Source organism: Inquilinus sp., from assembly GCF_057815775.1.
In genome coordinates, this window is sequence record NZ_JBYRFX010001063.1 from 1 (window position 1) to 25993 (window position 25993).

The 25993-nt window shown below is 67.3% G+C and carries 25 protein-coding genes and 1 pseudogene; 13 read left to right on the plus strand and 13 right to left on the minus strand.

Translation table 11 applies throughout. From position 1 onward, the window contains the following. The 4 genes and pseudogenes from AC3XYG_RS37980 to AC3XYG_RS37995 all read left to right on the plus strand — a co-directional run. Positions 1-188: pseudogene (locus AC3XYG_RS37980) on the plus strand (ABC transporter permease); the annotation flags it as partial. A gap of 55 nt (positions 189-243) precedes the next feature. Beyond that, positions 244-1182 carry a sugar-binding protein gene (locus AC3XYG_RS37985; RefSeq protein WP_489145090.1) on the plus strand — a complete coding sequence of 313 codons (939 nt, stop codon included), beginning with the start codon at positions 244-246 and terminating at the stop codon, positions 1180-1182. Positions 1183-1248: 66 nt separating this feature from the next. Continuing rightward, positions 1249-2748, plus strand: a complete 1500-nt coding sequence (locus AC3XYG_RS37990) for a sugar ABC transporter ATP-binding protein (RefSeq protein WP_489145091.1) — start codon at positions 1249-1251, stop codon at positions 2746-2748. Between the two features lie 43 nt (positions 2749-2791). Next, positions 2792-3685, plus strand: a complete 894-nt coding sequence (locus AC3XYG_RS37995; protein ID WP_489145092.1) for an NAD-dependent epimerase/dehydratase family protein — start codon at positions 2792-2794, stop codon at positions 3683-3685. Positions 3686-3724: 39 nt separating this feature from the next. Here the strand turns inward: AC3XYG_RS37995 and AC3XYG_RS38000 are convergent, their stop codons facing one another. From AC3XYG_RS38000 to ltnD, 3 genes are read right to left on the minus strand one after another with little or no spacing between them, the layout of a single operon-like run. Then, on the minus strand, positions 3725-4483 hold the full coding sequence (locus AC3XYG_RS38000) for an NAD(P)-dependent oxidoreductase (protein WP_489145093.1): 759 nt from the start codon (positions 4481-4483) through the stop codon (positions 3725-3727). 7 nt (positions 4484-4490) lie between these two features. Then, on the minus strand, positions 4491-5267 hold the full coding sequence (gene otnI, locus AC3XYG_RS38005; RefSeq protein ID WP_489145094.1) for a 2-oxo-tetronate isomerase: 777 nt from the start codon (positions 5265-5267) through the stop codon (positions 4491-4493). Between the two features lies 1 nt (position 5268). Then, positions 5269-6207 carry an L-threonate dehydrogenase gene (gene ltnD, locus AC3XYG_RS38010; protein ID WP_489145095.1) on the minus strand — a complete coding sequence of 313 codons (939 nt, stop codon included), beginning with the start codon at positions 6205-6207 and terminating at the stop codon, positions 5269-5271. A 190-nt stretch (positions 6208-6397) separates the two neighbouring features. Between ltnD and AC3XYG_RS38015 the strand changes: the two genes are divergently transcribed. The 5 genes from AC3XYG_RS38015 to AC3XYG_RS38035 all read left to right on the plus strand — a co-directional run bounded on the left by AC3XYG_RS38015 (position 6398) and on the right by AC3XYG_RS38035 (position 10652). Continuing rightward, positions 6398-7423, plus strand: a complete 1026-nt coding sequence (locus tag AC3XYG_RS38015) for a LacI family DNA-binding transcriptional regulator (RefSeq protein WP_489145096.1) — start codon at positions 6398-6400, stop codon at positions 7421-7423. A 60-nt stretch (positions 7424-7483) separates the two neighbouring features. Then, positions 7484-8749 carry a 3-oxo-tetronate kinase gene (gene otnK, locus AC3XYG_RS38020; RefSeq protein ID WP_489145097.1) on the plus strand — a complete coding sequence of 422 codons (1266 nt, stop codon included), beginning with the start codon at positions 7484-7486 and terminating at the stop codon, positions 8747-8749. A 36-nt stretch (positions 8750-8785) separates the two neighbouring features. Continuing rightward, positions 8786-9703, plus strand: a complete 918-nt coding sequence (locus AC3XYG_RS38025) for an NAD(P)-dependent oxidoreductase (RefSeq protein WP_489145113.1) — start codon at positions 8786-8788, stop codon at positions 9701-9703. 6 nt (positions 9704-9709) lie between these two features. Next, positions 9710-10342 carry a 3-oxo-tetronate 4-phosphate decarboxylase gene (otnC, locus tag AC3XYG_RS38030; protein ID WP_489145098.1) on the plus strand — a complete coding sequence of 211 codons (633 nt, stop codon included), beginning with the start codon at positions 9710-9712 and terminating at the stop codon, positions 10340-10342. A gap of 82 nt (positions 10343-10424) precedes the next feature. Continuing rightward, on the plus strand, positions 10425-10652 hold the full coding sequence (locus tag AC3XYG_RS38035; protein WP_489145099.1) for a hypothetical protein: 228 nt from the start codon (positions 10425-10427) through the stop codon (positions 10650-10652). Positions 10653-10754: 102 nt separating this feature from the next. On the opposite strand, the gene AC3XYG_RS38040 is transcribed toward AC3XYG_RS38035, so the two are convergent. The 5 genes from AC3XYG_RS38040 to AC3XYG_RS38060 all read right to left on the minus strand — a co-directional run bounded on the left by AC3XYG_RS38040 (position 10755) and on the right by AC3XYG_RS38060 (position 15964). After that, entirely contained in the window at positions 10755-11777 is a 1023-nt protein-coding gene (locus tag AC3XYG_RS38040; protein WP_489145100.1) for a baeRF3 domain-containing protein, read from the minus strand. A 179-nt stretch (positions 11778-11956) separates the two neighbouring features. Next, the gene (locus tag AC3XYG_RS38045; protein WP_489145114.1) at positions 11957-12253 is read right to left on the minus strand and encodes a DUF2934 domain-containing protein; all 297 of its coding nucleotides are present in this window, start codon (positions 12251-12253) and stop codon (positions 11957-11959) included. A gap of 35 nt (positions 12254-12288) precedes the next feature. Beyond that, positions 12289-12489 (minus strand): hypothetical protein, encoded by a 201-nt coding sequence (locus AC3XYG_RS38050; RefSeq protein WP_489145101.1) that lies wholly within the window; start codon positions 12487-12489, stop codon positions 12289-12291. Between the two features lie 47 nt (positions 12490-12536). Further along, positions 12537-14822 (minus strand): cation:proton antiporter domain-containing protein, encoded by a 2286-nt coding sequence (locus AC3XYG_RS38055; RefSeq protein WP_489145102.1) that lies wholly within the window; start codon positions 14820-14822, stop codon positions 12537-12539. Positions 14823-14917: 95 nt separating this feature from the next. Then, positions 14918-15964, minus strand: a complete 1047-nt coding sequence (locus tag AC3XYG_RS38060) for a PAS domain S-box protein (RefSeq protein ID WP_489145103.1) — start codon at positions 15962-15964, stop codon at positions 14918-14920. A 449-nt stretch (positions 15965-16413) separates the two neighbouring features. Between AC3XYG_RS38060 and AC3XYG_RS38065 the strand changes: the two genes are divergently transcribed. The 3 genes from AC3XYG_RS38065 (at position 16414) to AC3XYG_RS38075 (ending at position 19174) form a co-directional block, all read left to right on the plus strand. Further along, positions 16414-17454, plus strand: coding sequence for a helix-turn-helix domain-containing protein (locus AC3XYG_RS38065; protein WP_489145104.1), 1041 nt, complete (start codon positions 16414-16416; stop codon positions 17452-17454). A gap of 122 nt (positions 17455-17576) precedes the next feature. Then, the gene (locus AC3XYG_RS38070) at positions 17577-18545 is read left to right on the plus strand and encodes an ABC transporter transmembrane domain-containing protein (protein WP_489145105.1); all 969 of its coding nucleotides are present in this window, start codon (positions 17577-17579) and stop codon (positions 18543-18545) included. 92 nt (positions 18546-18637) lie between these two features. Further along, complete coding sequence (locus tag AC3XYG_RS38075; RefSeq protein ID WP_489145106.1) at positions 18638-19174, plus strand: DUF4142 domain-containing protein; 537 nt, start codon at positions 18638-18640, stop codon at positions 19172-19174. Between the two features lie 6 nt (positions 19175-19180). On the opposite strand, the gene AC3XYG_RS38080 is transcribed toward AC3XYG_RS38075, so the two are convergent. After that, positions 19181-19990, minus strand: coding sequence for an IclR family transcriptional regulator (locus tag AC3XYG_RS38080; RefSeq protein ID WP_489145107.1), 810 nt, complete (start codon positions 19988-19990; stop codon positions 19181-19183). A gap of 177 nt (positions 19991-20167) precedes the next feature. Here AC3XYG_RS38080 and AC3XYG_RS38085 point away from each other — a divergent pair, with 177 nt between their 5' ends. Next, positions 20168-22351: a malate synthase G gene (locus AC3XYG_RS38085; protein ID WP_489145108.1), complete on the plus strand. Its 2184-nt coding sequence runs from the start codon at positions 20168-20170 to the stop codon at positions 22349-22351. Positions 22352-22424: 73 nt separating this feature from the next. Here AC3XYG_RS38085 and AC3XYG_RS38090 read toward each other — a convergent pair whose 3' ends face one another. From AC3XYG_RS38090 to AC3XYG_RS38105, 4 genes are all read right to left on the minus strand, one after another. Next, on the minus strand, positions 22425-23174 hold the full coding sequence (locus AC3XYG_RS38090) for a ribonuclease activity regulator RraA (protein WP_489145109.1): 750 nt from the start codon (positions 23172-23174) through the stop codon (positions 22425-22427). A 34-nt stretch (positions 23175-23208) separates the two neighbouring features. Further along, positions 23209-24381, minus strand: coding sequence for a mandelate racemase/muconate lactonizing enzyme family protein (locus AC3XYG_RS38095; RefSeq protein ID WP_489145110.1), 1173 nt, complete (start codon positions 24379-24381; stop codon positions 23209-23211). A 62-nt stretch (positions 24382-24443) separates the two neighbouring features. Next, positions 24444-25541, minus strand: a complete 1098-nt coding sequence (locus AC3XYG_RS38100; protein ID WP_489145111.1) for an ABC transporter ATP-binding protein — start codon at positions 25539-25541, stop codon at positions 24444-24446. 15 nt (positions 25542-25556) lie between these two features. Next, a partial coding sequence (locus AC3XYG_RS38105) for a carbohydrate ABC transporter permease (RefSeq protein WP_489145112.1) occupies positions 25557-25993 on the minus strand: 437 nt, incomplete at its 5' end.

Here is a 25993-nt window from a genome sequence, read left to right on the forward strand (position 1 = left end):
GCGCGTCGCTGTCGGGCGGCATCGGCAGCGTGCTGGGCGCCGTGATCGGCGCCGCGCTGACCGGCTTCATCGCCAACGGCGTCGTGCTGATGAACATCGACACCTACGCCCAGCAGGCGATCACCGGCGCGGTGATCCTGATCGCCGTCAGCATCGATGTGCTTCGCGCCCGCGGCAAGCGCGGCTGAGGCCAACAAGAAGAGCGGAACGCTCCGTCACCCATTCACCCACGGGAGGATATCCATGAAACCCATCATCCGCATGCTCACCGCGGCACTGCTCGCCGCCCCTCTGCTTTATGCCGGCAGCGGGTCCGCCCAGGACCACAAGCTCACCATCGCGGTCATTCCAAAGGTCGCGGTGCCGTTCTTCGACGACTGCAACACCGGCGCGGCCGAAGCCGCCAAGGCGCTGGGCGTGGACTACCAGTGGGTGGTGCCGCAGAACACCCAGGGGTCGACCCAGGTCCGCATCATGGAAGACCTGATCGCCAAGCACGTCGACGGCATCGCGATTTCGGTCAACGAGCCGAAATCGGTCGAAGGCGTCATCAAGGAAGCCACGGCCGCCGGCATCAAGGTGCTGACCTTCGACAGCGACAGCGCCAAGAGCGGCCGCAGCATGTATATCGGCACGGTCAACGAGGCGGCCGGCTTCACCATGGGCCAATCGCTGGCCAAGGCGCTGGACGGCAAGGGGGAGGTCGCCATCGTCACCGGCCAGCTCGGCGCCTCGAACCTCAACGAACGCATCGCCGGGGTCGAGCGGGCGCTGGCCGCCCACCCCGACATCAAGGTCGTCGCCAAGGAAGGCACCGATGACGACCTGGCGCGGGCGGTCTCGGTCACCGAGGCGCTGTTCCGCGGCCATCCCGAGCTGAAGGGCATCCTCGGGGTCAGCCAGGTCGGCGGACCGGCCGTCGCCAAGGTGCTGGAAAGCCGTGAATTCGCCGACCGCAAGGGCGTGGTGAAGGTCTTCGCTTTCGACGACCTGCCGGATACCCTCAAGGGCGTGAAGGACGGCTTGATCCAGGGCATCATGGTGCAGCGGCCGGTGACCATGGGCAAGCTGGCGGTCGAGAACCTGGTCGCCCAGATCAAGGGCACCGGGGCGGCGCCGGCCGACATCGACACCGGCGTCACCGTCGTCGATGCCTCGAATCTCGGCAGCTACACCAAGTAATCCGGCACCGTGCAGGCGGCGGACGCTCCGTCGCCTGCCGTTTCATCCGACACGGCCGAGGGGCCCATGCCGCCATTCCTCGAGATGCAGGGGATCACTAAATCCTTTCCCGGCGTGAAAGCGCTGGATGGCGTCGACCTCGCACTGTCGCGGGGCGAGGTTCATGCCGTGGCGGGTGAGAACGGGGCCGGCAAGTCGACGCTGATGAAGATCATGACCGGCGCCTACCGGGCCAATGCCGGCACGATCGCGATCGAGGGCACGCCCGTCGCCATCCGTGACCCGGAGCATGCCCGGGCGCTGGGCGTCAGCATCATCTACCAGGAACTGTCCATGGTGGAGAACCTGACGGTTGCCGAGAACATCTTCCTTGCCCGCGAACCGCGCACCCGCCTCGGCCTGATCGACATGCGCCGGATGGTCGAGGAGTCGCGGCAGGTGCTGGCCCGACTCCAACTGGACATCGACCCAAGGGTGATCGTCGGCAAGCTCAGCATCGGCCAGAAGCAGATGATCGAGATCGCCAAGGCAATCTCATACAATTCCAAGATCCTGGTGATGGACGAGCCGACGGCGTCGCTGAGCCATCGCGAGGCCGAGACCTTGATTGCCGTGATCAAGCAGCTGCGCGCCGAGGACATGGGAATCGTCTACATCTCGCACCGGCTGGAGGAGATCTTCGAGATCGCCGACCGCGTCACGGTGCTGCGCGACGGCCGGTCGATCGCCACCCGGCCGATCGGCGAGGTGACGCGGGAATTCCTGGTCAAGACGATGGTCGACCGCGAGCTGAGCGAGCTCTATGGCGAGCACGTGTCGCATGCGGGCAAGGAGGTCATCCTGTCGGTGTCGGGCCTGGGGCTGAAGCGGCCGAGCCCGCATGCGGCCAGGGTCGCCGACATCAGCTTCGACCTGCACAAGGGCGAGGTGCTGGGGTTCTTCGGCCTGATCGGCGCCGGCCGGACCGAGATCATGGAGATGATCTTCGGCGAGCGCGGCCATCACGGCAGCATCCGGGTCGACGGCAAGCCGGTGACGATCCGCGGCCCGAGCGACGCCATCGCCGCCGGCATCGGCTTCGTCACCGAGGACCGCAAGGGCCAGGGCCTGGTGCTGGACATGACCGTCCGCGAGAATTTCAGCCTGACCCACCTGGCCGATTACTGCAGCCTCGACTTCGTCAACCGGCGGCGCGAGGCGGCGGCCTGTTCGGATTCGGTCCGCACCTTTGGCGTAAAAACCCCGTCGATCGAGCAGAAGATCGTCCATCTCAGCGGCGGCAACCAGCAGAAGGTGGTGATCGCGAAATGGGTCGCACGGCGGCCGCGGATCCTGATCGTCGACGAGCCGACCCGCGGCATCGACATCGCCGCGAAATCGGAAGTGCACCGCCAGCTGCAGGGCCTCGCGGCGCAAGGCCTCGGGGTCATCGCGGTGTCGTCCGACATGGCCGAGATCCTGGCGATCAGCGACCGGGTCATCGTCGTCCGCGAGGGGCGCATCAGCGGGGAGTTGCCGCGCCGGGACGCCACGCGCGAAGCCGTCATGAATCTGGCCACGGGATAGCCCCCTTCCCTTCCAACCCATCGAAACGGAGCGAGAGACCCTTATGAGCAAGCGGATCATGTTCACCGGCGGCAGCGGCAAGGCCGGCCGTCACGTGGTGAAATACCTGGTCGACCAGGGCCACCAGGTCCTGAACCTCGACACCAAGCCGCTGGACAACCCACAGGTCCGGACGCTGATCACCGACATCACCGACAGCGGGCAGGTGTTCAACGCCCTGTCGAGCTATATGGGCCTGCACGAATTCGACCCGTCGCTGCGGGCGCAGCCGGTCGACGCCGTGGTGCATTTCGCGGCGATCCCGCGGATCATGATCGTGCCCGACAACGAGGTGTTCCGCATCAACACCATGGGCACCTACAACGTCATCGAAGCGGCGGTGAAGCTGGGCATTCCCAAGATCGTCGTCGCCTCCAGCGAGACCACCTACGGCTTGGTCTTCGCCAACGAGCCTCGCGCGCCGGAATATTTTCCGCTCGACGAGGACTACCCGGTCGGCCCGATGGACAGCTACGCCCTGTCGAAGATCTGCAACGAGCAGACGGCGAAGGCCTTCGCCCAGCGCAACGGTACCGACATCTACGCGCTGCGCATCGGCAACGTGATCGAGCCGCATGAATACGCGCTGTTCCCGAAATGGTTCGCCGACCCCGGCTTCCGCAAGCGCATCGCCTGGAGCTACATCGACGCCCGCGACCTCGGCCAGATCACCGATCTCGCGGTCAAGACCGACGGGCTCGGCTACCAGGTGTTCAACGCGGTGAACGACGAGACCTCGTCGGATCTGCCGACGAAGGAGCTGCTGCAGCGCTTCTATCCCGAGGTGCCGGTCAAGGGCGAGCTGGGCGAATTCGAGACGCTGCTCTCGAACAAGAAGACGCGGGACGTGCTCGGCTTCCGCCAGGCCCATTCCTGGCGGAAATACGTGTCCAAATAACCCGACGCCGCGGCTCCCTCGGGGGCCGCGGCCTCGACACTAAGGGTTCGTGATGGCGACCCATTGCGGCACCGCTTCCCTCGCCGCGACCCGCTCTCCCAGTTTCAGGCAGAGATCGGCCATCGACGCCCGGCTCACCGAGCCCGTCACGGCCATGACATCCTTCATCGTGCTGGCCTCGCCCGAGAGGTAAGTGTTTGTCCTCTCGCCATTGTTGAGGATCGGCGGCAGCACCAGCGTTGGCCGGATGAGGCCTTCGGCTTTCGCGTCCTCGATCTCAGCCAGCTGCTTGATGAAATCAGCATAGGGCTTTGACCAGAACAGCGTCTTTGCCGCCTGGACAACGAGGCGCGCGAAGCCGGTGATGTGGATGCCGGTCGGGCCGAGGCCCCAGCCGGCGATGCTGATGAGCGGCATGGCCCTAGGTCCGATGGCTCTCAGCGCCAGCAGCGCGCTGTGCGTGCCTGTGGAAACGGCCGTGTACGGCGCCCTTTCCGATGCCAGCATGACGTACACGACGTCCGGCTTCGCTTCTCCGATCGCGTCCGCCATCTTGTCGGTGTCACCCAGCTCGCCGGCAACGGCGCGAAGATTCGGGTGCGACGCCAAAGCGGCGGGCAGCTTCGATGGATTGCGAACCAGGATGGTCACGCGATGGCCGCGCGCGAGGGCCTGCGCCAGGAAGGGCAGACCCGTGCGCCCCGTGGCACCGAGCACGAAGAAGCGGAGCGGCGGGACGGCTGCACCGGTCATCGGCTCGGCGGCCGTCCTTGAGAGCACGGAAAGGTCCAGCGACATCCCCTTTTTACGACCCGGTGGCTGCCTTGAACCAGCCGAGACCGGCGACCGTGTCGCCGGCCGGTCGGTATTCGCAGCCGACGAAGCCCTCGTAGCCCAGGCTGTCGAGCAATGCGAACAGGCGCGCATCGTTCAGCTCCCCCGTCCCCGGCTCGTGGCGCAGCGGCACCGAGGCGATCTGGACATGGGCGGTGATCGGCATCAGCGCTTCCAGTGCCTTGGTCACGTCGCCATGCAGGATCTGGCGGTGGTAGATGTCGAATTGCAGCCGCAGATTGGGGCGGTCCAGCCGGCCGATCACCCCTGCCGCCCAGTCGAAATCGTTCAGGAAATAGCCGGGCATGTCGCGGCCGTTGATCGGCTCGATCACGATGCCGATGCCCAGGCCCGCGGCGAAGTCGGCCGCCTGGGCCAGCGCCGTCTCATAGGCCGCGACCGCCCGTGCATCCGTGCGTGAGGCCATACCCGCCATCATGTGCACCCGGGGCACGCCCGTCGCCTCGATGAAGGGCCGCGCGGTTTCCAGCGAGGCGCGGAATTCGGCCGCCCGCTCCGGCAACGAAGCGGTGCCGCGATCGCCCCCGGCCCAGTCGCCCGGCGGCAGGTTGAACAGCGCCTGGGCCAGCCCATGCCGGTTCAACCGTTCGGCCAAAGCCTGCGGCGCATGTTCGTAGGGAAAGAGGTATTCGACCGCGGTGAAGCCGGCATCGGCGGCCGCGGCGAAGCGGTCGAGGAACGGATGTTCGGTGAACATCATGCTGAGATTGGCGGCAAAACGCGGCATGTCAGCGCTCCGTTCCTGCAGTGTTGGGGCCGGCCGGTTTCGGCAACTCCACGCCGGTGATGCCGGCGATCATCCGCGCCACCGAGGAATCGTCGTCCTGGCCCATGCCGGCGGCGGCGGTCATCAAATACATCTGCAGCGCGGTCGCCGCCAGCTGGGTCGGGAACTTCTCGCTGCGCCCCATGTCGACGACGATGCCGAGATCCTTTGTGAAGATGTCGATGGCGCTGCGCGGGGTGTAGTCGGCATCGAGGATGTGCGGCACCCGATTCTCGAACATCCAGGAATTGCCGGCGGCGGCGGTGATCACCTCATAGACCTTGCGCAGGTCGAGGCCGAGGCGGGCGGCAAAGGTCATCGCCTCGCAGGCGGCGGCGATGTGCACGCCGGCCAGGAGTTGGTTCACCATCTTGAACGAGGCGCCGATGCCGGCCTCGGCCCCGAGCTCGTAGACGGTCGAGGCCATGGCGTCGAGCGCCGGGCGGGCGCCGGCGAAGGCCTCTGCCGTCCCCGACGCCATGAAGGTCAGCTCGCCCGTCGCCGCCTTGGCAGTGCCGCCGCTGACCGGCGCGTCGAGGTAATGCAGGCCGAGCACCCGGGCCCGTTCGGCCAGGCGCCGCGCCGCCTCCGGCGCCATCGTGGCGCTACACAGGATGGTGCCACCCGGCCGCATTGCCCCGGTCGCGCCGCCATCGCCAAACAGCACCGCTTCGGACTGGGCGGCGTTGACCACGACCACGACGACAATGTCGGCCGCGTCTCCCGTCTGCCGCGCGCTCGTAGCCATCCGGCCGCCGGCGGCGCCCAGCGCCTCGACCGCCGCGCGGTTGGTGTCGAAGCCGCAGACATCCAGCCCCGCGGCCACCATCGACCGGGCCATGCCCAGTCCCATCGATCCGAGGCCGACAATGCCGATCCTCAGGCTGGTCTCCGTGCCCATCGTGCTGGACCCCTTCCCCTCGAACCGGCTCTTGCCGGCCGATGTTAGCGCTGTCATAGTCGAACAATCGAGACATTGACTCGGCCTGTCAATATCGTGCCGCAGACGTTTTGGAGATCATCCGGCGACGACTGTCACCGCAACCGATGATCGGCCGCGGTGGGCGAACGGACAAGGGCGAGGCACAGCCATGGGGGGAGCGGATCGTGGACGGGACCGGAAGGCGGCGCCGACGCTGGCCAACGTGGCCCAACTCGCCGGCGTCAGCCAGATCACGGTGTCGCGCATCCTTCGCAACAAGGGGCCGATCGCCCCGGACACGCGGGCCCGTGTGATGTCGGCCGTCCAGGCGATCGGCTATGTCCCCAACCGGGTGGCCGGCAGCCTCGCCTCGGCCGGGTCGAACCTGATGGGCGTGGTCATCCCGTCGCTGTCCAACATCGTCTTCCCGGAGGTGCTGCGCGGCATCCATGAAGCGCTGGACGAGTCGGGCTTCCAGCCCGTCGTCGCCGTCACCGACTACGACATGGACCGGGAAGAGGTGCTGCTGCGCTCCCTTCTCGCCTGGAAGCCGGCGGCGATGATCATCGCCGGCTTCGACCACACCGATGCGACGCGCCGCATGCTGGAGAACAGCGGAATCCGGGTCGCCGAGCTGATGGATATCGATGCGGCGCCGATCGATATCGCCGTCGGCCTGTCGCACGCCCAGGCTGGCCATGCCACCGGGCGCCATCTGATCGAGCGCGGCTATCGCCGGTTCGGCTATGTCGGCCATGACTGGCATGCCGACCGGCGCGCCCGGCTGCGCTATGACGGGCTGTGCCAGGCGCTGGCCGAGGCCGGCCTGTCCCTGGCGGGCGAGAGCGTCGGCGATGACAAGAGCTCGGTGTTCGCCGGCCGCGACGGGCTGGGCCGGCTGCTGCAGCAATCCCCCGAGGTCGACGTTGCCGTGTTCTCGAACGACGACATGGCGGTGGGCGGCGTCTTCCATTGCATGGGCGCCGGCATCGTGCCGAAGACCGATCTCGGCCTGTTCGGCTTCAATGGGCTGGAAATCGGCCAGGCCCTACCGGTGCCGCTGTCGACCATCCGGTCCGACCGCTATCGCATCGGCCGACTGGCGGTGGAGCACATCCTCGATCCCAGGGAGCGCGGCGACCAGCCCCGCATCGTCGATGTCGGCTTCGAGATCGTGGTCGGCGGCACCGCATGACCCGCCCCTACCCGACCGATCGGGATCCGATCGGTCCGATCCGACAGGAGAATTGCTGAGATGCTGTTAGGTGCCGTCGCCGACGACCTGACCGGGGCCACCGATCTTGCGCTGATGATCGCGCGCCAGGGCATGAAGACGGTCCAGGTGATCGGCGTGCCGACGGCCGATGCCGATTTCGGTGACGCCCAGGCCGTGGTGGTGGCGCTGAAATCGCGCACCATTCCCGCGGCCGAGGCGGTCGAGATGTCGCTGCGTTCGGCCGAACGGCTGAAGGCCGCCGGGGCCAAGCAGCTGTTCTTCAAATACTGCTCGACCTTCGATTCCATCGACCAGGGCAATATCGGGCCGGTGGCGGAGGCGCTGCTTGGCTTCACCGGATCGGAGCTATCAGTGGTCTGCCCGGCCTTCCCGGCGACCGGCCGCACGATCTATCGCGGTCATCTGTTCGTCGGCGATCTGCTGCTGTCCGACAGCTCGATGAAGGACCACCCGTTGACGCCGATGCGGGACGCAAATCTGGTGCGGGTGCTGCAGCGGCAGACCCGGCTGCCGGTCGGCCTGATCCCACTTGAGGTGGTGGAGACCGGCGTCGACGCCATCCGAGACGCTTTCGACCGGGCGCGACGCGACGGCACCCGCTTCGTCGTGGTCGATGCCGTGCGCGACGTGCATCTGCGCAGCATCGGCGCCGCCGCGGCCGACATGGCGCTGCTGACCGGCGGATCGGGGCTAGCCATGGGCCTGCCGGAGAACTTCGCCGCCGCCGGCCACCTGCAGTTGCAGCCGCCGGCGGACACGATGCGGGCGCCGCCGGGACGCGCGGTGATCCTGGCCGGCTCGTGCTCCACTGCCACGCGTGGCCAAGTAAAAGCCGCTATCGACCAGGGCACCCCCGCCTTCCAGCTGGATGCGCTCGCCATCGCCGAGACCCGCATCACGGCGCAGCAGGTGGCGGACTGGGTCGAAGGCCAAGCGGCCGATCGTGCGCCCCTGGTCTATTCCAGCGCCGACCCGGACATCGTCCGCGCAGTGCAGGACAAGCTTGGCGTCGAACGCTCGGGCGCGCTGGTCGAGGATCTGCTGGCGGACGTCGCCCGGCGCCTGGCGTCGCGCGGATTCTCCCGGTTCCTTGTGGCGGGGGGCGAGACTTCCGGCGCCGTGGTCGCGGCGCTGGGCGTCCAGGCGCTGGAGATCGGGCCGGAGATCGATCCCGGTGTGCCCTGGACCCGGTCCATCGGGTCACCCGACCTGGCCCTCGCCCTCAAATCCGGCAATTTCGGCACCCCCGATTTCTTCCTCAAGGCCTGGCGCGTGCTCGCGTAGCACCCCGGCCGCAACCAGCATCAGGAACAGAAGGCAATCCGCATGACCGAGACATCCCCGCAGCGCGAGCGCATCGGCTTCATCGGCCTGGGCAATATGGGCCATGGCATGGCCAAGAACATCGTCGAGAAGGGCTATCCCCTGACGGTGCTGGCCCGCCGCAAGCGCGATGTCGTCGAGGATCTGAAATCGCGCGGCGCGGACGAGGCCGCCACGCCGGCCGAGGTCGCAGCGCGGTCCAGCATCGTCTTCCTCTGCGTCACCGGATCGAAGGAGATCGAGGAGATCGTGCGCGGACCGGACGGGCTGAAGGACGGGCTGGTGCCGGGGTCGGTGGTGGTGGACTGCTCCACCGCCGACCCGGTCTCCACCGTCGCGCTGGCGGCAATGCTGGCCGAAATCGGTGTCGATTTTGTCGATGCGCCGCTGGGCCGGACGCCGAAGGAGGCATGGGAGGGCGCGCTGGACACCATGGTCGGCGCCAGCGATGCCGTCTTCGCCAGGATAAAGCCGGTGCTGGAGACCTGGGCCGGCCGTGTCGTTCATATCGGCGCCACCGGTGACGGCCACCGCATGAAGCTGCTGAACAACTTCCTGTCGCTCGGCTATGCAGCGCTGTACAGCGAAGCCCTGGCCTTGTCGCGCAAGGTCGGCATTTCGCCGGAACGGTTCGACGGCGTCATCCGCGGTGGGCGCATGGATTGCGGCTTCTACCAGACCTTCATGCGCTGGACGCTGGAGGGCGACCGCGATGCCCACAAATTCTCCATCTCCAATGCCCTGAAGGATCTGAAATATCTCGAGGCGATGGCCGATGACGCCGGCATCGCCAACCCGATGGGCAACGCGGCGAAGAACCACTTCTCGACCGCCCATGCCACCGGCAGCCCGGAGGACTATGTGCCGATGCTGGCCGACCACGTGGCCAAGGCCAACGGCGTCAAGATCGGATAGCCCGCCATGTCCGACACCGCTGCCCGCGACGCCCTGTGCCGGATGGGGCAGAGGCTGTACGACCGCCATCTCGTCCACGGCACCTCCGGCAACCTCAGCCTGCGCCTGGACGATGGTTGGCTGATTACACCGACGAACACCTGCCTCGGCCTGCTCGACCCCTTGCGGATTTCGAAGCTGGATGCCGAGGGATGCCATGTCTCGGGGGACAAGCCGTCGAAGGAGGCGTTCCTGCACACCTCCGTCTATGGCGTGCGGCCGGGCGCTGCGGCGATCATCCACACCCACTCGACCCATTCGGTGGCCGTGTCCTGCCTGGACCGGCCGGCGGGCAAGCCGGTGATCCAGCCGCTGACCGCCTACTACGTGATGCGGATCGGCGACCTCGAACTGATCCCTTATTACCGGCCGGGCGACACCAGGCTGGCGGATGCGGTGCGCGAAGCCGCCATCCGCCACGCGGCCGTGCTGCTGGCCAATCACGGCCCGGTCATCGCCGGCGCCGGGCTGGACGACGCGCTCTATGCGCTGGAGGAGCTGGAGGAGACGGCCAAGCTGCACCTGCTGCTGCACGGCCACCGGACCCGGCCGCTAACGCGCGAGGCGGTCGAGGAACTCGGGGTCGTCTTCGGCTCCTGACCCCAACCTGCCCTACCCGCGGGAACCGAACCGCAGCGGCGGCCATTGCCTTCTGAAGCACACCCTTCATTGGAGGCGAGCCATGGCTTCGGACCGCGAAATGCCAACCCGGGTTGCCCCCGACGCCCCGGTCACGGCGCCGGACCTGCCGCCGGACGAAAACCTCGAAGGACGGCAGGAAATCGAACGCGCGCTGGATGTCAGCCTGTCGCGCGGACCGGAGCAGGAGGGCGGCCGCAGCTGGACGCTGGTGATCCTGATCGTCCTGCTGATCCTGGTCGCACTCCTGCTGATCTACGCGCTGACTTAGAGAGCATCACCCGATCGACCCGCTCTGGTCGATCGGATAAAGATGCTCACCAGATCAAACGACTAGAGGCTGTGCAGTGAGCCAAAGCGAACGGAATAGCCTCTAGTACCGCAGCATCGCTGCGGCCGGGACCTGGCGGGGCAGCTTGTCGCGTGGCAGTCCGAAGGCGCGGCCACCGCTTTCCATGGTCATGACGGCTGCCAGATTGAGCAGGTCTTCCTCCGACCCGCTATCGGTACCGCTGGCGACGACCGTGCCTTTGCGCTCATCGAAATGGCCCCAGATCGTCTGGTCGGCGGCGAACACCAGGGAGTCGATACGGCCGTCGCGGGCTGCCGCCAGGATTTCCTCGAGCTTGATCGCGACATTCGACTCCGCCGTGCCGAGCCGTGCGCGGATGCGGTCGAGCACAGGCTCCGCCTCGGCATCTTCCGACGGCAGCAGGGCGACCGCGGCCTCATGCAGGCTACGCCCGCTCATTCCCGCCGGGTTGCGGCCGACGAAGTCGGGCAGCAGCTCGGCCCAATGGTTGAACTTGCGGAGATGGCCGGCCACCTCCGACTCCGCGACCAGCACGACCGGCGCCGTGTCGCCCGCGAGATGGTGCTGCACGGCCTTGCCGACCCGGCGGACATGCTCCAGCAGCTGGACCTTATGCAGTTCCTCCGGGCTCTCGTAGCTGTGCGGTGCCGACGAAGCGGCCCCGCCATTCCCACCGCGACCGGATGGGCTGGCCTGCCGTGTGCTCTGGGGGTCGGTCAGCGCCGCCACCTCGTCGATCGACCGCGGCACGCCGGGCGGCGTCGCATCCCGCCAGGCATCCCGCGTGGCGTCGATCAGCCGTGTGCTGCCGGCACTCATCGCCAGGATGTGGAAGCGCTCCTCCGGTCCGAAGAGACCCAGGATCGGGCGCAGCAGGAAGCGGTGCCCGACGGCGATCTCATCCTGCACCATCTGCGCCACGGGACGAACCAGGGTCCGGTCTTCCGCCAGGAACAGGACGAAGCCGGGGTCGCTCGCGGCTGGGTCGATGCCGGCCAAAGCGGCCTCGCCGGATGTCAGCAACGCGGTGCGGCGATCCGGTTCCAGATCGCAGCTCTGCAGCCGCTGTTCCAGCGACTTCATCGCACTCCGGATTTTGGCTCTGAACCGGCCCGCCGCCGAAGACGCCGGGTCGGCCGTGACATAGACAGTTATAGCGGGATCATGGGCGGCAAGGAGCCATTTGCGATCGTCGATATCGAAGACCGGAAAGGATTTGGTCTGCGTCATGAAATACGCCCTGTGTTCTTGAAAGAATTCGCTCAGGCCGATGACTTGGCCCTGCGCTTGGGGTAGGCCGGACGCTCGGCCTGGTCGGTGCGCCCGGGCAGGTCGCCCAGGGATTCCACCGCTTCCAGCGGTTCAACCGGCTCGGAGTGGAGGGCCACGTCTCCCTCGGTCGCCACCGGGTTCGGCCGGGTCGCATCAAGCTGGTGATCCTCGATCGCGACCAATTCGCGCGCCATGTCCCAATGGTCTTCCGATCGCCCATCCGGCCGGCCTTGCTCGATCCAGATCCGATGGGCGTGCGCACGGATGCGCTGGTCCAAATCGTCCATGGTCAATATCTCCCGTGATTGGCGAAGGTCCGGACTCAGCGCTTGTCAGCGACTTTCGGCTTGGCCGAGCGGCGATCTTCCCCGGCACCCGACGTGCCCGGGTTGAAGGACGGCGGGTCACTGGCATCCATGCTGTCGGCGGAGTCCCGATCGACCTTGCGGCTGTCCTTGGCCGCATCCTTGGCCGGCGCCGGTTCGGCCGGCTTGGGCTCGATGGGTTTGCCGTGCGTCGTCATGTCCGCCTCCGTTGTTGCCTCTCCTGAAGGGAACGGGAGGCCGGCGGTCAGGGTTCCGGCCGTTCCGGCGGCGACCCCGATTGCTCATCGGACACGAACAGGATCGAGCGGTCGGCGCTTTCGAGCACGAAATCAGCGACTTCGCCGAAGGACAGCGCCTCCCCGGCCCGGCGTCGCACGCCCATCACGATCAGGGTGTGCCGGCCGAGCCGGGCCTGCCGCAGGATCGCGTCGGCTGGCGCCACATCGACCTGGATCGAGGTCTTCATCTCGACGCCGTAGTGTTCGGCGATCGGCGCCAGCTCCTTCAGCCCCGCCTCCTCCGGCGCCGGCTCGAACAGGCGGCGCGGCCCGGTATCGCTTTCGGCCGCGACATAAAGGGCCCGCAGCGACCCGTTGCCGGCCCGGGCCAGGGCGAAGGCCACCTCCGCCGCCCGACGCGACGCTGCGGTGCCGTTGACCGGAACCAGGATGTCGAGGGCGCCGCCCATCGGGTCCGCCTGGTGCACGCCGCGCGCGGCCGCGATGGCGACCCAGCCGGAGAAGCCGGCGACCAACTCACCGACCTGCGGTGCGAAGCCGCCGCCGCGGGCCCCGGTCGGTTCGACGCCGACCATCAGCAGGTCGTAACCCTTCTTAGCCTCCGCCACCACGGCCTCACCGGTCAGCGCCTGGGCCTCGATCGAGACCACATCGACCACGCCGCCGCTGCCAGCATCATCCTCCGCCGCCTGGGCGGCTGCAGCTTCGGCCTGGGCCGCGACGATCGCCCGTGGCTGCTCGTCCTCCGGCCTCTCCTTTTCCGAATCCGGGCGCTGCACCAGGGTGGTCACGGCGATGCGGTGGACACCGGCCAGCAGGCCCGACAGCCGGGCGGCGAAGCGGCCTTTCGGCCCATCATCGGCGACCAGCAGCAACCGCTCCAGATTCGGCACGAAGGCCTGCGCCTCGAACGCCTCGCGGTCCAGGCGCTGCTTCTCCGCCTCGTCCAGCGGCAGGCGCCGCAGCGCCCAGCGCAGGGTCGGCGGCATGATCAATGTCGTGATCACGGCCATGGCCACGATCATGCTGAACAGGTCCTGGCTCAGCGCGCCGATCGACAGGCCGATCGAGGCCACGATCACCTCGGTCGACCCGCGGGCATTCATGCCGAAGCCCAGCGCCAGCGCCTCGCGCCCCAACATGCCGCCCATCCAGCCGCCCAGCAGCGCGCCGCCGAACTTGCCGATGCTGGCGATGGCGACGATGGCCAGGCCGATCGCCAGCAGCCGTGGATCGCCGAAGATCGACAAGTCGGCCTCCAGCCCGGACAGGCCGAAGAAGACCGGCATGAACAGCGCCGTGGTCAGGCCGCGGATCTGCTGGTCGATCTGCTTCGTCAGGATCGGCGATTCGCCCACCAGGATGCCGGCCATGAAGGCGCCCAGCACGTCATGCACGCCGATCGCGTCGGTGATCAGCGCCATGCCGCCCATGATGACCAGCACGGCGGTGATGACCGGCAACTCGCTGCGGAAACGGTCATTGACCCAGCGGATGATCCAGAACACCAGCCGCCGGCCGAACACCAGGCTGCCCCCGATGAACAACAGCGTCAGCGCCACGGTCCTGATGACCGCGACGATCTCCAACCCGCCGCTGCTGGCCAGCCCGAAGGTGATGGCGATCACGATCCAGCCGACCGTGTCGTCGATGACGGCGGAGGCGAGGATGACCTGCCCCACATTGCGCCGGACGAACCCCATCTCGCGCACCACCATGGCGACGATCTTGACCGAGGAGATCGACAGCGCCGTGCCGAGGAACAGGGCGGTGATCAGGCGTAGTTTCGGGTCGGGCAGCAGCGCTTCCGGCAGGAACCAGCCAAGCAGGAAGCCGCAGGCGAACGGGATGGCGATGCCGGTCAGCGATACGCTGCCGGCGGCGCGGCGCACCCGCCGCACCAGGCCGAGATCGGTCTCCATGCCGGCGAGCAGCAGCAGCATCAGCACGCCGAACTGGGCGACGCCGTTGATCATCGCCTTCTGCGCCGGATCCGGCGGGAACAAGGCGTGCTGCCCCGCGGGCCAGAGCAGGCCGAAGACGGAGGGGCCGAGCAGGATGCCGCCGACGATGGCACCCATCACCGCCGGCTGGCCGATCCGCTGCATGCCTTCGCCGACCAGCCGGCCGACCAGCATCAGCACGACCACCTGGCAGACGAACAGCGTGGTCGATGCGGAAGCCGCACCACCGCCTGCCGCCAGGGCGACCCCTGAGCCGGCGACGATGGCGAGAGGGGCGAGGCCGGCCACGCCGATGCGGATCCAAAGCAGGCGCGAGTGGGTCGGCACGATATCCTCTAGCGAGCCGCGACGGGACGGGTGGCGCTACAGGAATGGATCCCGGCCGGGATCGTTCCGTGGTCCTTCGGCGGTGGGATGTCCGCTCACCCGGCCAGGCGCTTCAGGGGGATGGACATTTCGATGGTCAGGCCGTCGGCATCCCATTGGCGCGAGATCTGGCCCTGCAGCTGGCCCTTGATCGTGCCGTCGACCAGCCAGGTGCCGAAGCCTTCGGCACCGCGGGCGTCCTCGGGCGATGGCCCGCCATGTTCCGACCAGCGCAGCACCAGGCTACCGCCCTCGGCCGTCCAGCCGATCGTCATGCTGCCCGCCGGCGCGGACAGGGCGCCGTACTTTGCCGCATTGGTCGCGAGTTCGTGCAGCAGCAGCGCGAGGCTGGTGACGGCGTGGCCGGTGATGACGACCTCCGGCCCGGTGATGGCGACCCGGGCCTGCCCGGCATCTTCATAGGGCGTCATGATGGTGCGGATCAGCGCATCGATCGTGGTCGGGGTCGCCGCAGCGTCGCGCTTCAGATCCGGCAAGGTCAGTTCATGGGCCCGGGCCAGCGCCCCGAGCCGGCTGCGCACCTGCTCCGCCAACTCTTTCGGCGTACCGGCGGATCGCGTGCTCAGGGTGATGACCGCGCCGGCCAGGGCGAACAGGTTCTTGACCCGGTGGCTCATCTCTCGCAGCAGCAGGTCCTGGCGCTCCTGCGCCCGCTTCTGCTCGGTGATGTCGCGGGCGATCTTCGAGGCACCGATGATGTTGCCCTGGCCGTCCTTGATCGGCGAGACGGTCAGCGAGATCTCGATCAGGCCGCCGTCCTTGCGGCGGCGGATGGTCTCGTAATGCTCGATCCGCTCGCCCTTGCGGATGCGCGCCAGGATCGTCGGCTCCTCATGCTGGCGCTCCTCAGGGATCAGCAACAGGACCGGCTTGCCGATCATCTCCTCGGCGGTGTAGCCGAACAGCCGCTCCGCCCCCTGGTTCCAGTTGGTAATGATGCCGTCGAGATCCTTCGCCAGGATGGCGTCCTGCGAGGATTCCACGATCGCAGCGAGGCGGTGGACGGCCGCGCCTTCCGTCGAGGCGGCCTGCAAATTCGGCAAAGGCACGGCGGGATCTGCCGCACCAGGAACGCTGTTCATCGAGGAGTCCTCTGGAAGCCGGCCCACCCGCGCCGAAGCCGCGGGAGTCAGAGGCTGCTGCGCTCAGCCAGCCGAGATCTCGAACCTAGCCCACTGTGCGGGATCTCTCAACATTGAAGCGAAACGCAGCCCGAAGATCAAAGTCATACTCGCATGGGATGGCAGATATTCAGTCGCCTTCACTGCCAAGCAGCCGAAATTAACATTTGATATTTTATGGGCATCGGAATTTTTCTAGACTCACACACTATTCGCAACCGTCCCGGCCAAAAATCCCGGTAGGATGCGGAACAGATGGGACCGCCATGCGTTGTGATCCGCAAGGCCGGTATCGAAGATATTCAGGGGCTATGATGGACCTCGGGACGGCTGCCAACACCTTTCTCCGCGGAGTGACGTCGTCACCTCCGGCGGATGGCCGCCGGCTTGTCTCCGGCCGCGGCCCGGCCATGCCTCATTCCGACCTGCTGGACCCGGTCGTGCGGGCCCGGTTCACCGTGGCGGACCAGACCCTTCTCGCCAAGGGCGCGAAGATCGACTGGAGCAACGGCGCCAAGGGCGGCCGTCCCCGCCTGCATGTGCTCAAATCGGGCTGGCTGGCCCAGTTCCGGACATTCGCCGATGGCCGCCGGCACCTGCTTCGCATCCTGCTGCCTGGGGATCTCGTCGGGGTGGCCGCCCAATTCACCTCATCGCGGCCCGCCCCGGCCATCGCGCTGACCGATGCGCAGGTGATGGCGGTGTCGGTCGGCGATCTTGTCGACAGCCGTTCCCTTCCGACCATCCGGCAGTTCTCCGCCATCCTGGCGGCGGATGTGCAGCAGACCCACGGCACCATGCTGTCGCTGGGATGCCGCGCCGCCGACGAACGGTTGGCCGCGTTGCTGCTGGACCTGCGCGATCGTGCCATGGCCCGGGGCCTTGGCAGCGAGACAGAGCTGCGGCTGCCGTTGACCCAGCGCGACATGGCCGATGCGCTGGGAATCTCGGCGGTGCATGCCAACCGGATGGTGATGAAGCTGCAGGGTGACGGCCTGATCCGCCTGCGGAACGAACGGCTGGAGATTCTCGACCCGGCCCGGCTCGCGGCCCTCGCGCAATGGCCGACGCCGCAGCCCTTCACGCCGGCCAAGCCCGTCATCAAGCCGCTGAAGCGGATCCTGATCGTCGAAGACGACGGCTTCCTGGCGCTGCACCTGCAGGCTGTCATCCAGTCCTTCGGCTTCGAGGTGCTGGGCCCGGTCGGATCGCTCGAACAGGGCCTGCAGCTGGCGGAGACGGACACGCTCGACGCCGCCGTCCTCGACATCCGGCTGGAACAGGGCCAGCGGGTCTTCCCGATCGCCCGGGCCCTGCAGCGCCGCAGCATCCCGTTCTCATTCATGACCGGATTCGAAGACCCGGAGACCGAGGCATTCTCGGCCCCCATCCTGCAGAAGCCGATCGAGCAGGCCAGCGTCAGGGCGACGATCGAAGGCCTCATGCAATGACCGGATGCCCACGGGCCCGGTGCAAGGCGTGATTCTTCGCAGCGTGAGACACGAGAACGGATCGGGGCGCCGCAATGGATGACAGTGCGGCGAATCCGCCGTCGGCCACGCATAAGCAGGGCATGCCGGATGGCCTCTACCGCTACATCTGGCAGGTCAGCGGCCGGGACCAGATCTTTTTGTCGCTCTTGGCGGTCGGGGTGTTCCTGCTCGATCTTGCACCGTTGGAACTGCAACGGCGGATCGTTAACGGCGCCCTAGCCAAACATCAACTGTACGACCTCATCGTCCTCGGCCTGCTCTATGTCGGCGCGGTGCTGGGCCAGGGTGGGCTGAAATACCTGCTCAACCTCTATCGCGCTTCGGTGAGCGAGCGGGCCAACCGGCGCCTGCGCCTGCAACTGAGCCCATCGACATCCGACAAATCAGCGGGGACGGACGAGGCGTCGGAAACGCATCAGGAAGGCGTCGACATCTCGATCATCGTGTCGGAGGTCGAAGCGGTCGGCGGCTTTATCGGCGCCAGCATCTCGAGCGCCGTGCTCAATGGCGGGCTTCTGCTCGCGGTGTTCGGCTACATGCTGATCCTGCAGCCCTGGATGGCGCTGGTCGCCCTGGTGCTGTTCTTTCCGCAATTCCTGTTCATCCCGTTCCTGCAGAAGGCGATCAACCGGCGCACGGAAGAGCGGATCAAGGTGCTGCGCGCCCTGAGCGTCGAGATCGTCGATGAGGCCGCGGAGCGGAGCGGGCCGCGGGAAGCCGGCACCTATCGCAGCCGCGTCAGCGACATCTATCGGTTGAACATGGAAATCTTCCGCCGCAAGTTCGGCATGAACTTCCTGATGAACCTGCTGCACCAGATCGGCGTCATCGGCGTGCTGTTCGTCGGCGGCTGGTTCGTGATCCAGGGGCGGACCGAAGTCGGCACCGTCGTCGCCTTCATCTCCGGCCTGACCCGGGTCAACGATCCCTGGGGCGATCTGGTCAGCTACTTCCGCGACATGACCAATGCCCTGGTCAAGTACCGGCTGATCGTCGCCGCTCTCGGCCGGCACCGGGCCAATGGCGAGGTGGACCCGGAAGCGGCCTGACCAGCGTTCCGGTGGAACATCGGGCGCAGTCGTCCCATTGCACCCCTGGGAACTCAAACATTCCAAGGGAGGTTGCGATGAGAATTGTCCTTATGGTTTCTGTTGCCGCGATTGCCGGCTCCGCCCTGCTCGGGGCCTGCAGCAAGGATAGCACCCCGGCGCAGATGCTCGCCTCGGTGGCGCCGGCGCCGCAGATCGACCCTGCCAATTATGTGCAGACCGCTGTCATGAGCGACCTGTTCGAGGTCCAGGCCGGCAAGATCGCCGAGCGGCGCAGCCGCAGCACCGAGGTCCGGCGCTTCGCGCGGATGATGGTTCATGACCACACCGCCTCGACCGCCAAGATCAAGAGCGCGGCCATGGCGTCCAACCTGTCGCTGCAGTTGCCGAAGACGCTCGACCCGGAGCACCAGGACAAGCTGGCGGCCCTGAAATCGGCCCAGCGTTCGGATTTCGACCGGCTGTACATGGAAGGCCAGGTCGACGGACACCAGCAGGCGCTGAAGCTGCAGCAGAACTACGGTGACTCCGGCACCGACCCCAACCTCAAGGCCGTGGCCGCGGAGCTGGCGCCGATCGTGCAGCAGCATCTGTCCGAAGCACAGACCATCGAGTCCAACCTGAAATAGGTCCGATCAGGCGCCCGCACCCTCGGGCATCCGCCCGCCCAGGGTGCGGGTAAGCTCGATCGCGGTGTCCCGCAGCAAGAGGCCCAGCGTGGCGACGCGCTCCGTGGTCAGGCGGACCGCCAAGCCCGACACCGAGATGGCGCACAGTGCCTCTCCTTGAGCGTCGTAGACGACTGCGGCGACGCAGCGCAGGCCGGTCACGAACTCCTCGTCATCGACGGCGTAGCCTTGCCGGCGGATACGATCGAGTTCGGTGCCGAGGTCGGCTGCCTCCGTCAGTGACCGCGGCGTCAATCGCTTCAGGCCGTGCCGGCTGACGATCGCCGCCACGTCGGCGGCGGAATAGGTCGCCAGGATCGCCTTGCCCATGCCGGAGGACGCCATCGGCGCCCGGCCGCCGACGCGGCTGATCGCGCGCATGATCTCGCGGCTTTCGACCTGGGTCAGGAACACCATCTCACCGTCATCGGCCACGCCGAGATTGGCGGTCTCACGGGTCTGGTCCCGTAGCCGGCGCAGGAACGGCAGCGCCGGGGCCACGAAGTTGCGCTGGCGGACGAAGGCGGAGCCGACGGCAAAGGCCTGGCGGCCCATGTGCCACATTCCGTCCGACGGGTCGAACTGGACGAAGCGCCGGGTCTCCAGCGTTGCCAGCAGGCGATGCACGGTCGAGGGCGACAGGCCGGTGCGGGTTGCCAGGTCGGTCAGGCGATAGCCCTCCTCATCCTCGCCCAGCACCTCCAGCAGCGTCAGGGCCCGCTCCACCGACTGCACGCTGCCGGACCTGGGGGCCGGTACCGATCGCCTCTCGCTCATCTATCCGATCCGACCTGAGGCCGCATTTCGACGGGGCGAAGCCGCGCCGATGGCTGTAAAATGCCTTCTTAGCATCGGCCCGGTTTCCGCATCGTGGGATTTTTCGGCAACGCCCTGGACCGCCGGGGACCGAAGGGCTAGCCCGGGACCATCAACCTCTTAACCACGCGGCTGAACATGACCTCCTACGTCCAACGGCACACCCTCAGGGTGGCATCGACCCTGGCGGATCTGGTCGAGCGCGAGATCGCGCCCGGCACCGGCATCGACCCGGACACCGTCTGGGTGCAGTTCGCGGCCCTGCTGCAGGACCTCGGCCCGGTCAACCGCGCGCTGCTGGACGAGCGCCTGCACCTCCAGGCCCGGATCGATGCGTGGCATGAGGAACGGCGCGGCCAGGCGCTGGATCCGGCCGAATACCGCAGCTTCCTGACTGGGATCGGCTATCTCAAGCCGGAGGGACCGGATTTCTCGATCGACACCACCGATATGGATCCGGAGATCGCCACCATCGCCGGGCCGCAGCTGGTGGTGCCGGTCATGAATGCACGCTTCGCCCTCAACGCCGCCAACGCCCGCTGGGGCAGCCTGTACGACGCGCTGTACGGCACCGACGCGATCCCGCAGGACGGCGACCTCGCCGCCGGGAGCGGCTTCAACCGGCTGCGCGGCCGCGAGGTCATCGCCCGGGCGGCCAAGTTCCTCGACACGGCGATCCCGCTGATGCTGGGGACGCATGGCGATGTGACCGGCTACCGGCTGATGACCTCCGGCGGCCGGGCCGCGATCGAGATCACGCTGGACAGTGGCGCGACCACCACCCTCGCCCGGCCGGAGCAGTTCGTCGGCCACGGTCAGGACGGGCACAGCCTGCTGTTCCGCAACAATGGCCTGCACATCGAGCTGCAGATCGACCGGTCGCACCCGATCGGCGCCGACAACCCGTCGGGCGTCAAGGACGTGCTGCTGGAAGCGGCGGTCACCACGATCCAGGATTGCGAGGATTCGGTCGCGGCGGTGGATGCCGAAGACAAGGTCGCGGTCTACCGCAACTGGCTCGGCCTGATGACGGGCGACCTGGCGGAGACCTTCGCCAAGGGCGGCAAGACCCTGACCCGCACCCTGGCCGCCGACCGGTCCTACACCGCAGTCGATGGCGGATCACTCACCCTGCCCGGGCGCAGCCTGATGCTGGTGCGCAATGTCGGCCACCTCATGACCACCGACGCGGTGCTGGATGCGGATGGGCAGGAGGTGCCGGAAGGCTTCCTCGACGCGCTGATGACCGCCTTTTGCGCCTTGCACGATTTGCGCAAGACCGATGGACTGCGCAACAGCCGCACCGGCAGCGTCTACATCGTCAAGCCGAAGATGCACGGGCCGGACGAGGCGGCGCTGACCGACACGCTGTTCGGCCGGGTCGAGGATGCGCTGGGCCTGCCGCGCCACACGCTGAAGGTCGGCGTGATGGACGAGGAACGGCGGACGACGGTCAATCTGAAGGAGTGCATCCGCGCGGTGCGCCACCGCCTGGTGTTCATCAACACCGGCTTCCTCGACCGCACCGGCGACGAGATCCACACCAGCATGGTCGCCGGCCCGGTGCTGCCGAAGGGCGAGATCAAGGATGCCGCCTGGCTGTCGGCCTATGAGGACAACAACGTCGACCAGGGCCTGCGCACCGGCCTGCAGGGCAAGGCGCAGATCGGCAAGGGCATGTGGGCCAAGCCCGACGCCATGGCCGAGATGCTGGTCGCCAAGATCGGCCATCCCAAGGCCGGCGCCAGCACCGCCTGGGTGCCGTCGCCCACTGCCGCGGTGCTGCACGCCACGCATTACCACGCGGTGAACGTCGCCAGCCGGCAGGACGAGCTGAAGGCCCGGCCGGTGGCCAGCCTGGATGCGATCCTGACCCCGCCGCTGCTCGGCGGCCGCAACCTGTCGACCGACGCGGTGCAGCGTGAGCTGGACAACAACGCCCAGGGCATCCTGGGCTATGTCGTGCGCTGGATCGACCAGGGGATCGGCTGCTCCAAGGTGCCAGATATCAACGATGTCGGGCTGATGGAGGACCGGGCCACGCTGCGCATCTCGTCCCAGCACATCGCCAACTGGCTGAAGCACGGCCTGTGCACGCTGGACCAGGTGCAGGCGACGATGCGGCGCATGGCGGCGGTGGTGGACGGCCAGAACGCCGGCGATCCGCTGTACCGGCCGATGGCGCCGGATTTCGACCGCAGCATTGCCTTCCAGGCGGCGCTGGACCTGGTGCTGCAGGGCGTCGACCAGCCCAATGGCTACACCGAGCCGGTGCTGCACCGCCGGCGCCGCGAGGCCAAGGCCTCTGCAGCATCGGCCTGAGACGAAAGAAAGGCGGCCGGGGTGACCGGCCGCCTTTTCGGCTTCCGACATCGGGACTGAGGCCGGCTGCGCCTCAGGCCAGCGGGACCCGCGGATGCGTCTTCAGCCATTCCTCGTATTCCGGCCGGGCCGCATCGGACAGCGGGTAGTAGCGCCGGAGGTCGCCGCCCTCGGACAGCCGCTCGCGCGAGAAATCCTCCCATTCGTGGTGCTTGGCCGACTGCTCGATCACGGCCGTGGCCAGGGCGACCGGCACCACCACGGCACCGTCATCGTCGGCCACGATGATGTCGCCCGGCATTACCAGCACGCCGCCGCAGGCGATCGGGATGTTGACGCCGAACGGCATCAGGTCGGTCTGGGTGTGGAAGTTCGGCGTCACGCCGCGCAGCCAGAAGCCCAGGTCGATCCGGCCGGTGTTCGGGTAATCGCGGATGCAGCCGTCGATGACCACACCCAGGCCGCCGCGGCCCTTGAAGTAGGTCAGCATCATGTCGCCGAACACGCCGCTCTTCATGTCGCCGCGGGCGTCGACGACCACGATGTCGCCTTCCTGCACATGGTACAGCACATGCCGGTGCAGCTGCTTCTCCGGCTGGGCATATTCGTCCTCGCCATAGAGGTCCTCGCGCTTCGGCATGAACTGCAGCGTCAGCGCCGGGCCGGCGATCGCCTTGCCCTTGGTCCAGGCGGTGGGGCCGCAGATATGCGTGTTGCGGACGCCCATGCGGGACAGGGTGCTGCTCGCCGTGGCGGCACCGACCGCCCGCAGCGCCGCTGACCACTCCGCCGGCGGCCGCTTGATGTCACTGGTCTCGATCATCTCGATTCATCCCCGGGGTCGATGTTCAGAGGGCTCAAGGCTCGTCGCCGAAATATTTGGTGCCGGGCTGCAGATGCGCCCGCGCGACATCCTCATTCAGGGTCAGGCCGTGGCCAGGCCGGTCGTTGAGGTGGATGAAGCCGTCGACGATCGGCGGGCCGCCATCGACCAGGTCGCTCCACCACGCCACGTCATGGGCGTGGAATTCCATCACCAGGAAGTTGTTCATCGCGGCGCAGACATGGGCGCCGGCGACGGTGCCGATCGGGCTGGCGACGTTGTGTGGCGCAATCGGGATGTAATAGAGGTCGGCATGGTCGGCGACCTTCTTGGCCTCCGCCAGCCCGCCCATCTTCGGGATGTCGGGGGCGATGATCCGCGCCGCCTGCTTCTCGATCAGCTCGCGATAGCCGTGCTTGCGGTACAGGTTCTCGCCGGTGCAGATCGGCGTGCGGGTGGAATGGGTGACATGGCGCTGCGCCTCGATGTTCTCCGGCGGCACCGGGTCCTCCAGCCACAGCAGGTCGAACGGCTCCAGCGCCTGGGCCAGTTTGATCGCGTCGTTCACGCCGAATTTCCAATGCGCGTCCATCGCCACCATGATCTCGGGCCCGACCGCCTGGCGCACGGCGCGGACGACATCGACCATCCAGGCCATCTCCTGCGACCCGATGGTGCGGTTGAACGGCTCGAACCACTGGCGGCGTGGATTGGGGTCGTCGGAGATGTCGATGGTGTAGGGGTTGCGGGTGTCGAGGTCGAACTTGATGGCGCTGAACCCGTCCGCCACCACCTCGCGCGCCTTGGCGGCATAATCCGACGGCTCCGGCGTGTCGCCGGCATGGCAATCGGCATAGATCCGGATCTTGTCGCGGAACCGGCCGCCGAAGAAGGTCGAGATCGGCGTCTGCAGCGCCTTGCCCAGCAGGTCCCACAGCGCGATCTCGATGCCGCTGATCGCGGTCACGGTGGCGCCGGCCTGCGACCCCTCGCCCGACAGGCAGCGGATCATGATCTCGACCAGCTTGCCGATGTTGACCGGGTCCTCGCCGATGATGACCGGCTTGGCCTTGTGCACCAGCTCGGCGACGCCGGCGCCCCAATAGGCTTCGCCCAGCCCGGTGATGCCGGCATCCGTCTCCACCTTCACCAGCACCCAGGGAAAATTCCCCGCGATGACGGCGGTCCGCACATTGGTGATCTTCAAGGATCCGTCCTTCCCTTTCGCGTGCCGGCCTGTGATCCGGGCCGAATGATCAGGAGTCGTGGCTAGGCGGCGGCGAGGGCCATGCCGGTCTTGCCGTCGAACAAATGCAGCTTCTGCTGGTCGAATTCGAGCCAGACCGGCTGGTCGAGCCCGAGCTTCACATCCGGCGTGACGCTGACCACCACGGTGGCGGCGCCGAGATGGACATGGGCGTAGGTGATGTCGCCGGTCGGCTCGACCGTATAGATCCGGCCGGCTACCGCCCCCGGTGCCTGCTCGCGGTGCAGCTTGACCGTGCTGTGCCGGGCGCCGAGCACGATGCTGCCGTCCGTCGCAGCTTGCGCCTTGCGGGCGTTGGCGTCGGACAGGGCGACGCGCCAGCCCTCCGGCCCTTCGAGGCTGGCACCGGTCCCCTCGCCCACCACCCGGGCCGGCACCAGGCTCATCGCCGGGCTGCCGACGAAGCTGGCGACGAAGGTGTTGACCGGGTGCTCGAACACCCGCTCCGGCGTGTCGTATTGCTGCAGCAACCCGCCGCTCATCACCGCCATCTTGTCGGCCATGGTGACGGCTTCCATCTGGTCGTGGGTGACGTAGATCACCGTGGCGTTCAGATCCTGGTGGAAGCGCTTCAGCTCCGACCGCATCTGGGTCCGCAGCTTGGCGTCCAGGTTCGACAGCGGCTCGTCCATCAGGAACACCCGGGGGTCGCGCACCAGCGCCCGGCCCAGCGCCACCCTCTGCTGCTGGCCGCCGGACAGCTCGCGCGGCCGCCGCTCCAATAGATGCTCGATATCCAGCACCCTGGCCGCGGCCAGCACCTTCTGCTCGATCTCCGCCGCCGGCAGCTTCCGCATCTTCAGCGGGAAGGCCAGGTTCTTGAAGATCGTCTTGTTGGGGTACAGCGCGTAGTTCTGGAACACCATGGCGATGTCCCGGTCCTTGGGGTCGAGATCGTTGACCAGCCGGTCGCCGATATGGATCTCGCCGTCGCTGAGCTCGATCAGCCCCGCCACCAGGTTCAGCGTCGTGGTCTTGCCGCAACCGGACGGGCCGACCAGGGCCACGAACTCACCGTCCTCGACCGTCAGCGACACGTGGTCGACGGCGTAGATATTGCCGTAGGTCTTGACCACGTCCCGCAAGATGACCTGCGCCATCGACTCCCCTTCTTGTCAGGACTTGACCGCGCCTTCGGTCAGGGCACGGACGAAGTATTTCTGCAGCACCAGGAACAGCACCACGACCGGCACGCTCATGATGAACGACGCCGCCATCAGCCCGGGCCAGTTGGTCGCGTATTCCGTGAAGAACCGCTCCAGCCCGACCGGCAGGGTCAGCTTGCTCTTGTCGTTGATGAAGGTCAGGGCATAGACGTATTCGTTCCACGCCAGGACGAAGGAATAGATCGCGGTGGCGATAATGCCCGGCGAGGACAGCGGCATGACCACGAAGAAGAAGGCCTGGAACCGCGTCGCGCCGTCGATCCGCGCCGCCTGCTCCAGCTGCGGCGGGATGTTGTCGTAGAAGCCCTTGAGCAGCCAGATCGACAGCGGCAGGCCGAAGGTCAGGTAGGTCAGGATCAGCGACCCCGCCGTGTTCACCAGCCCCA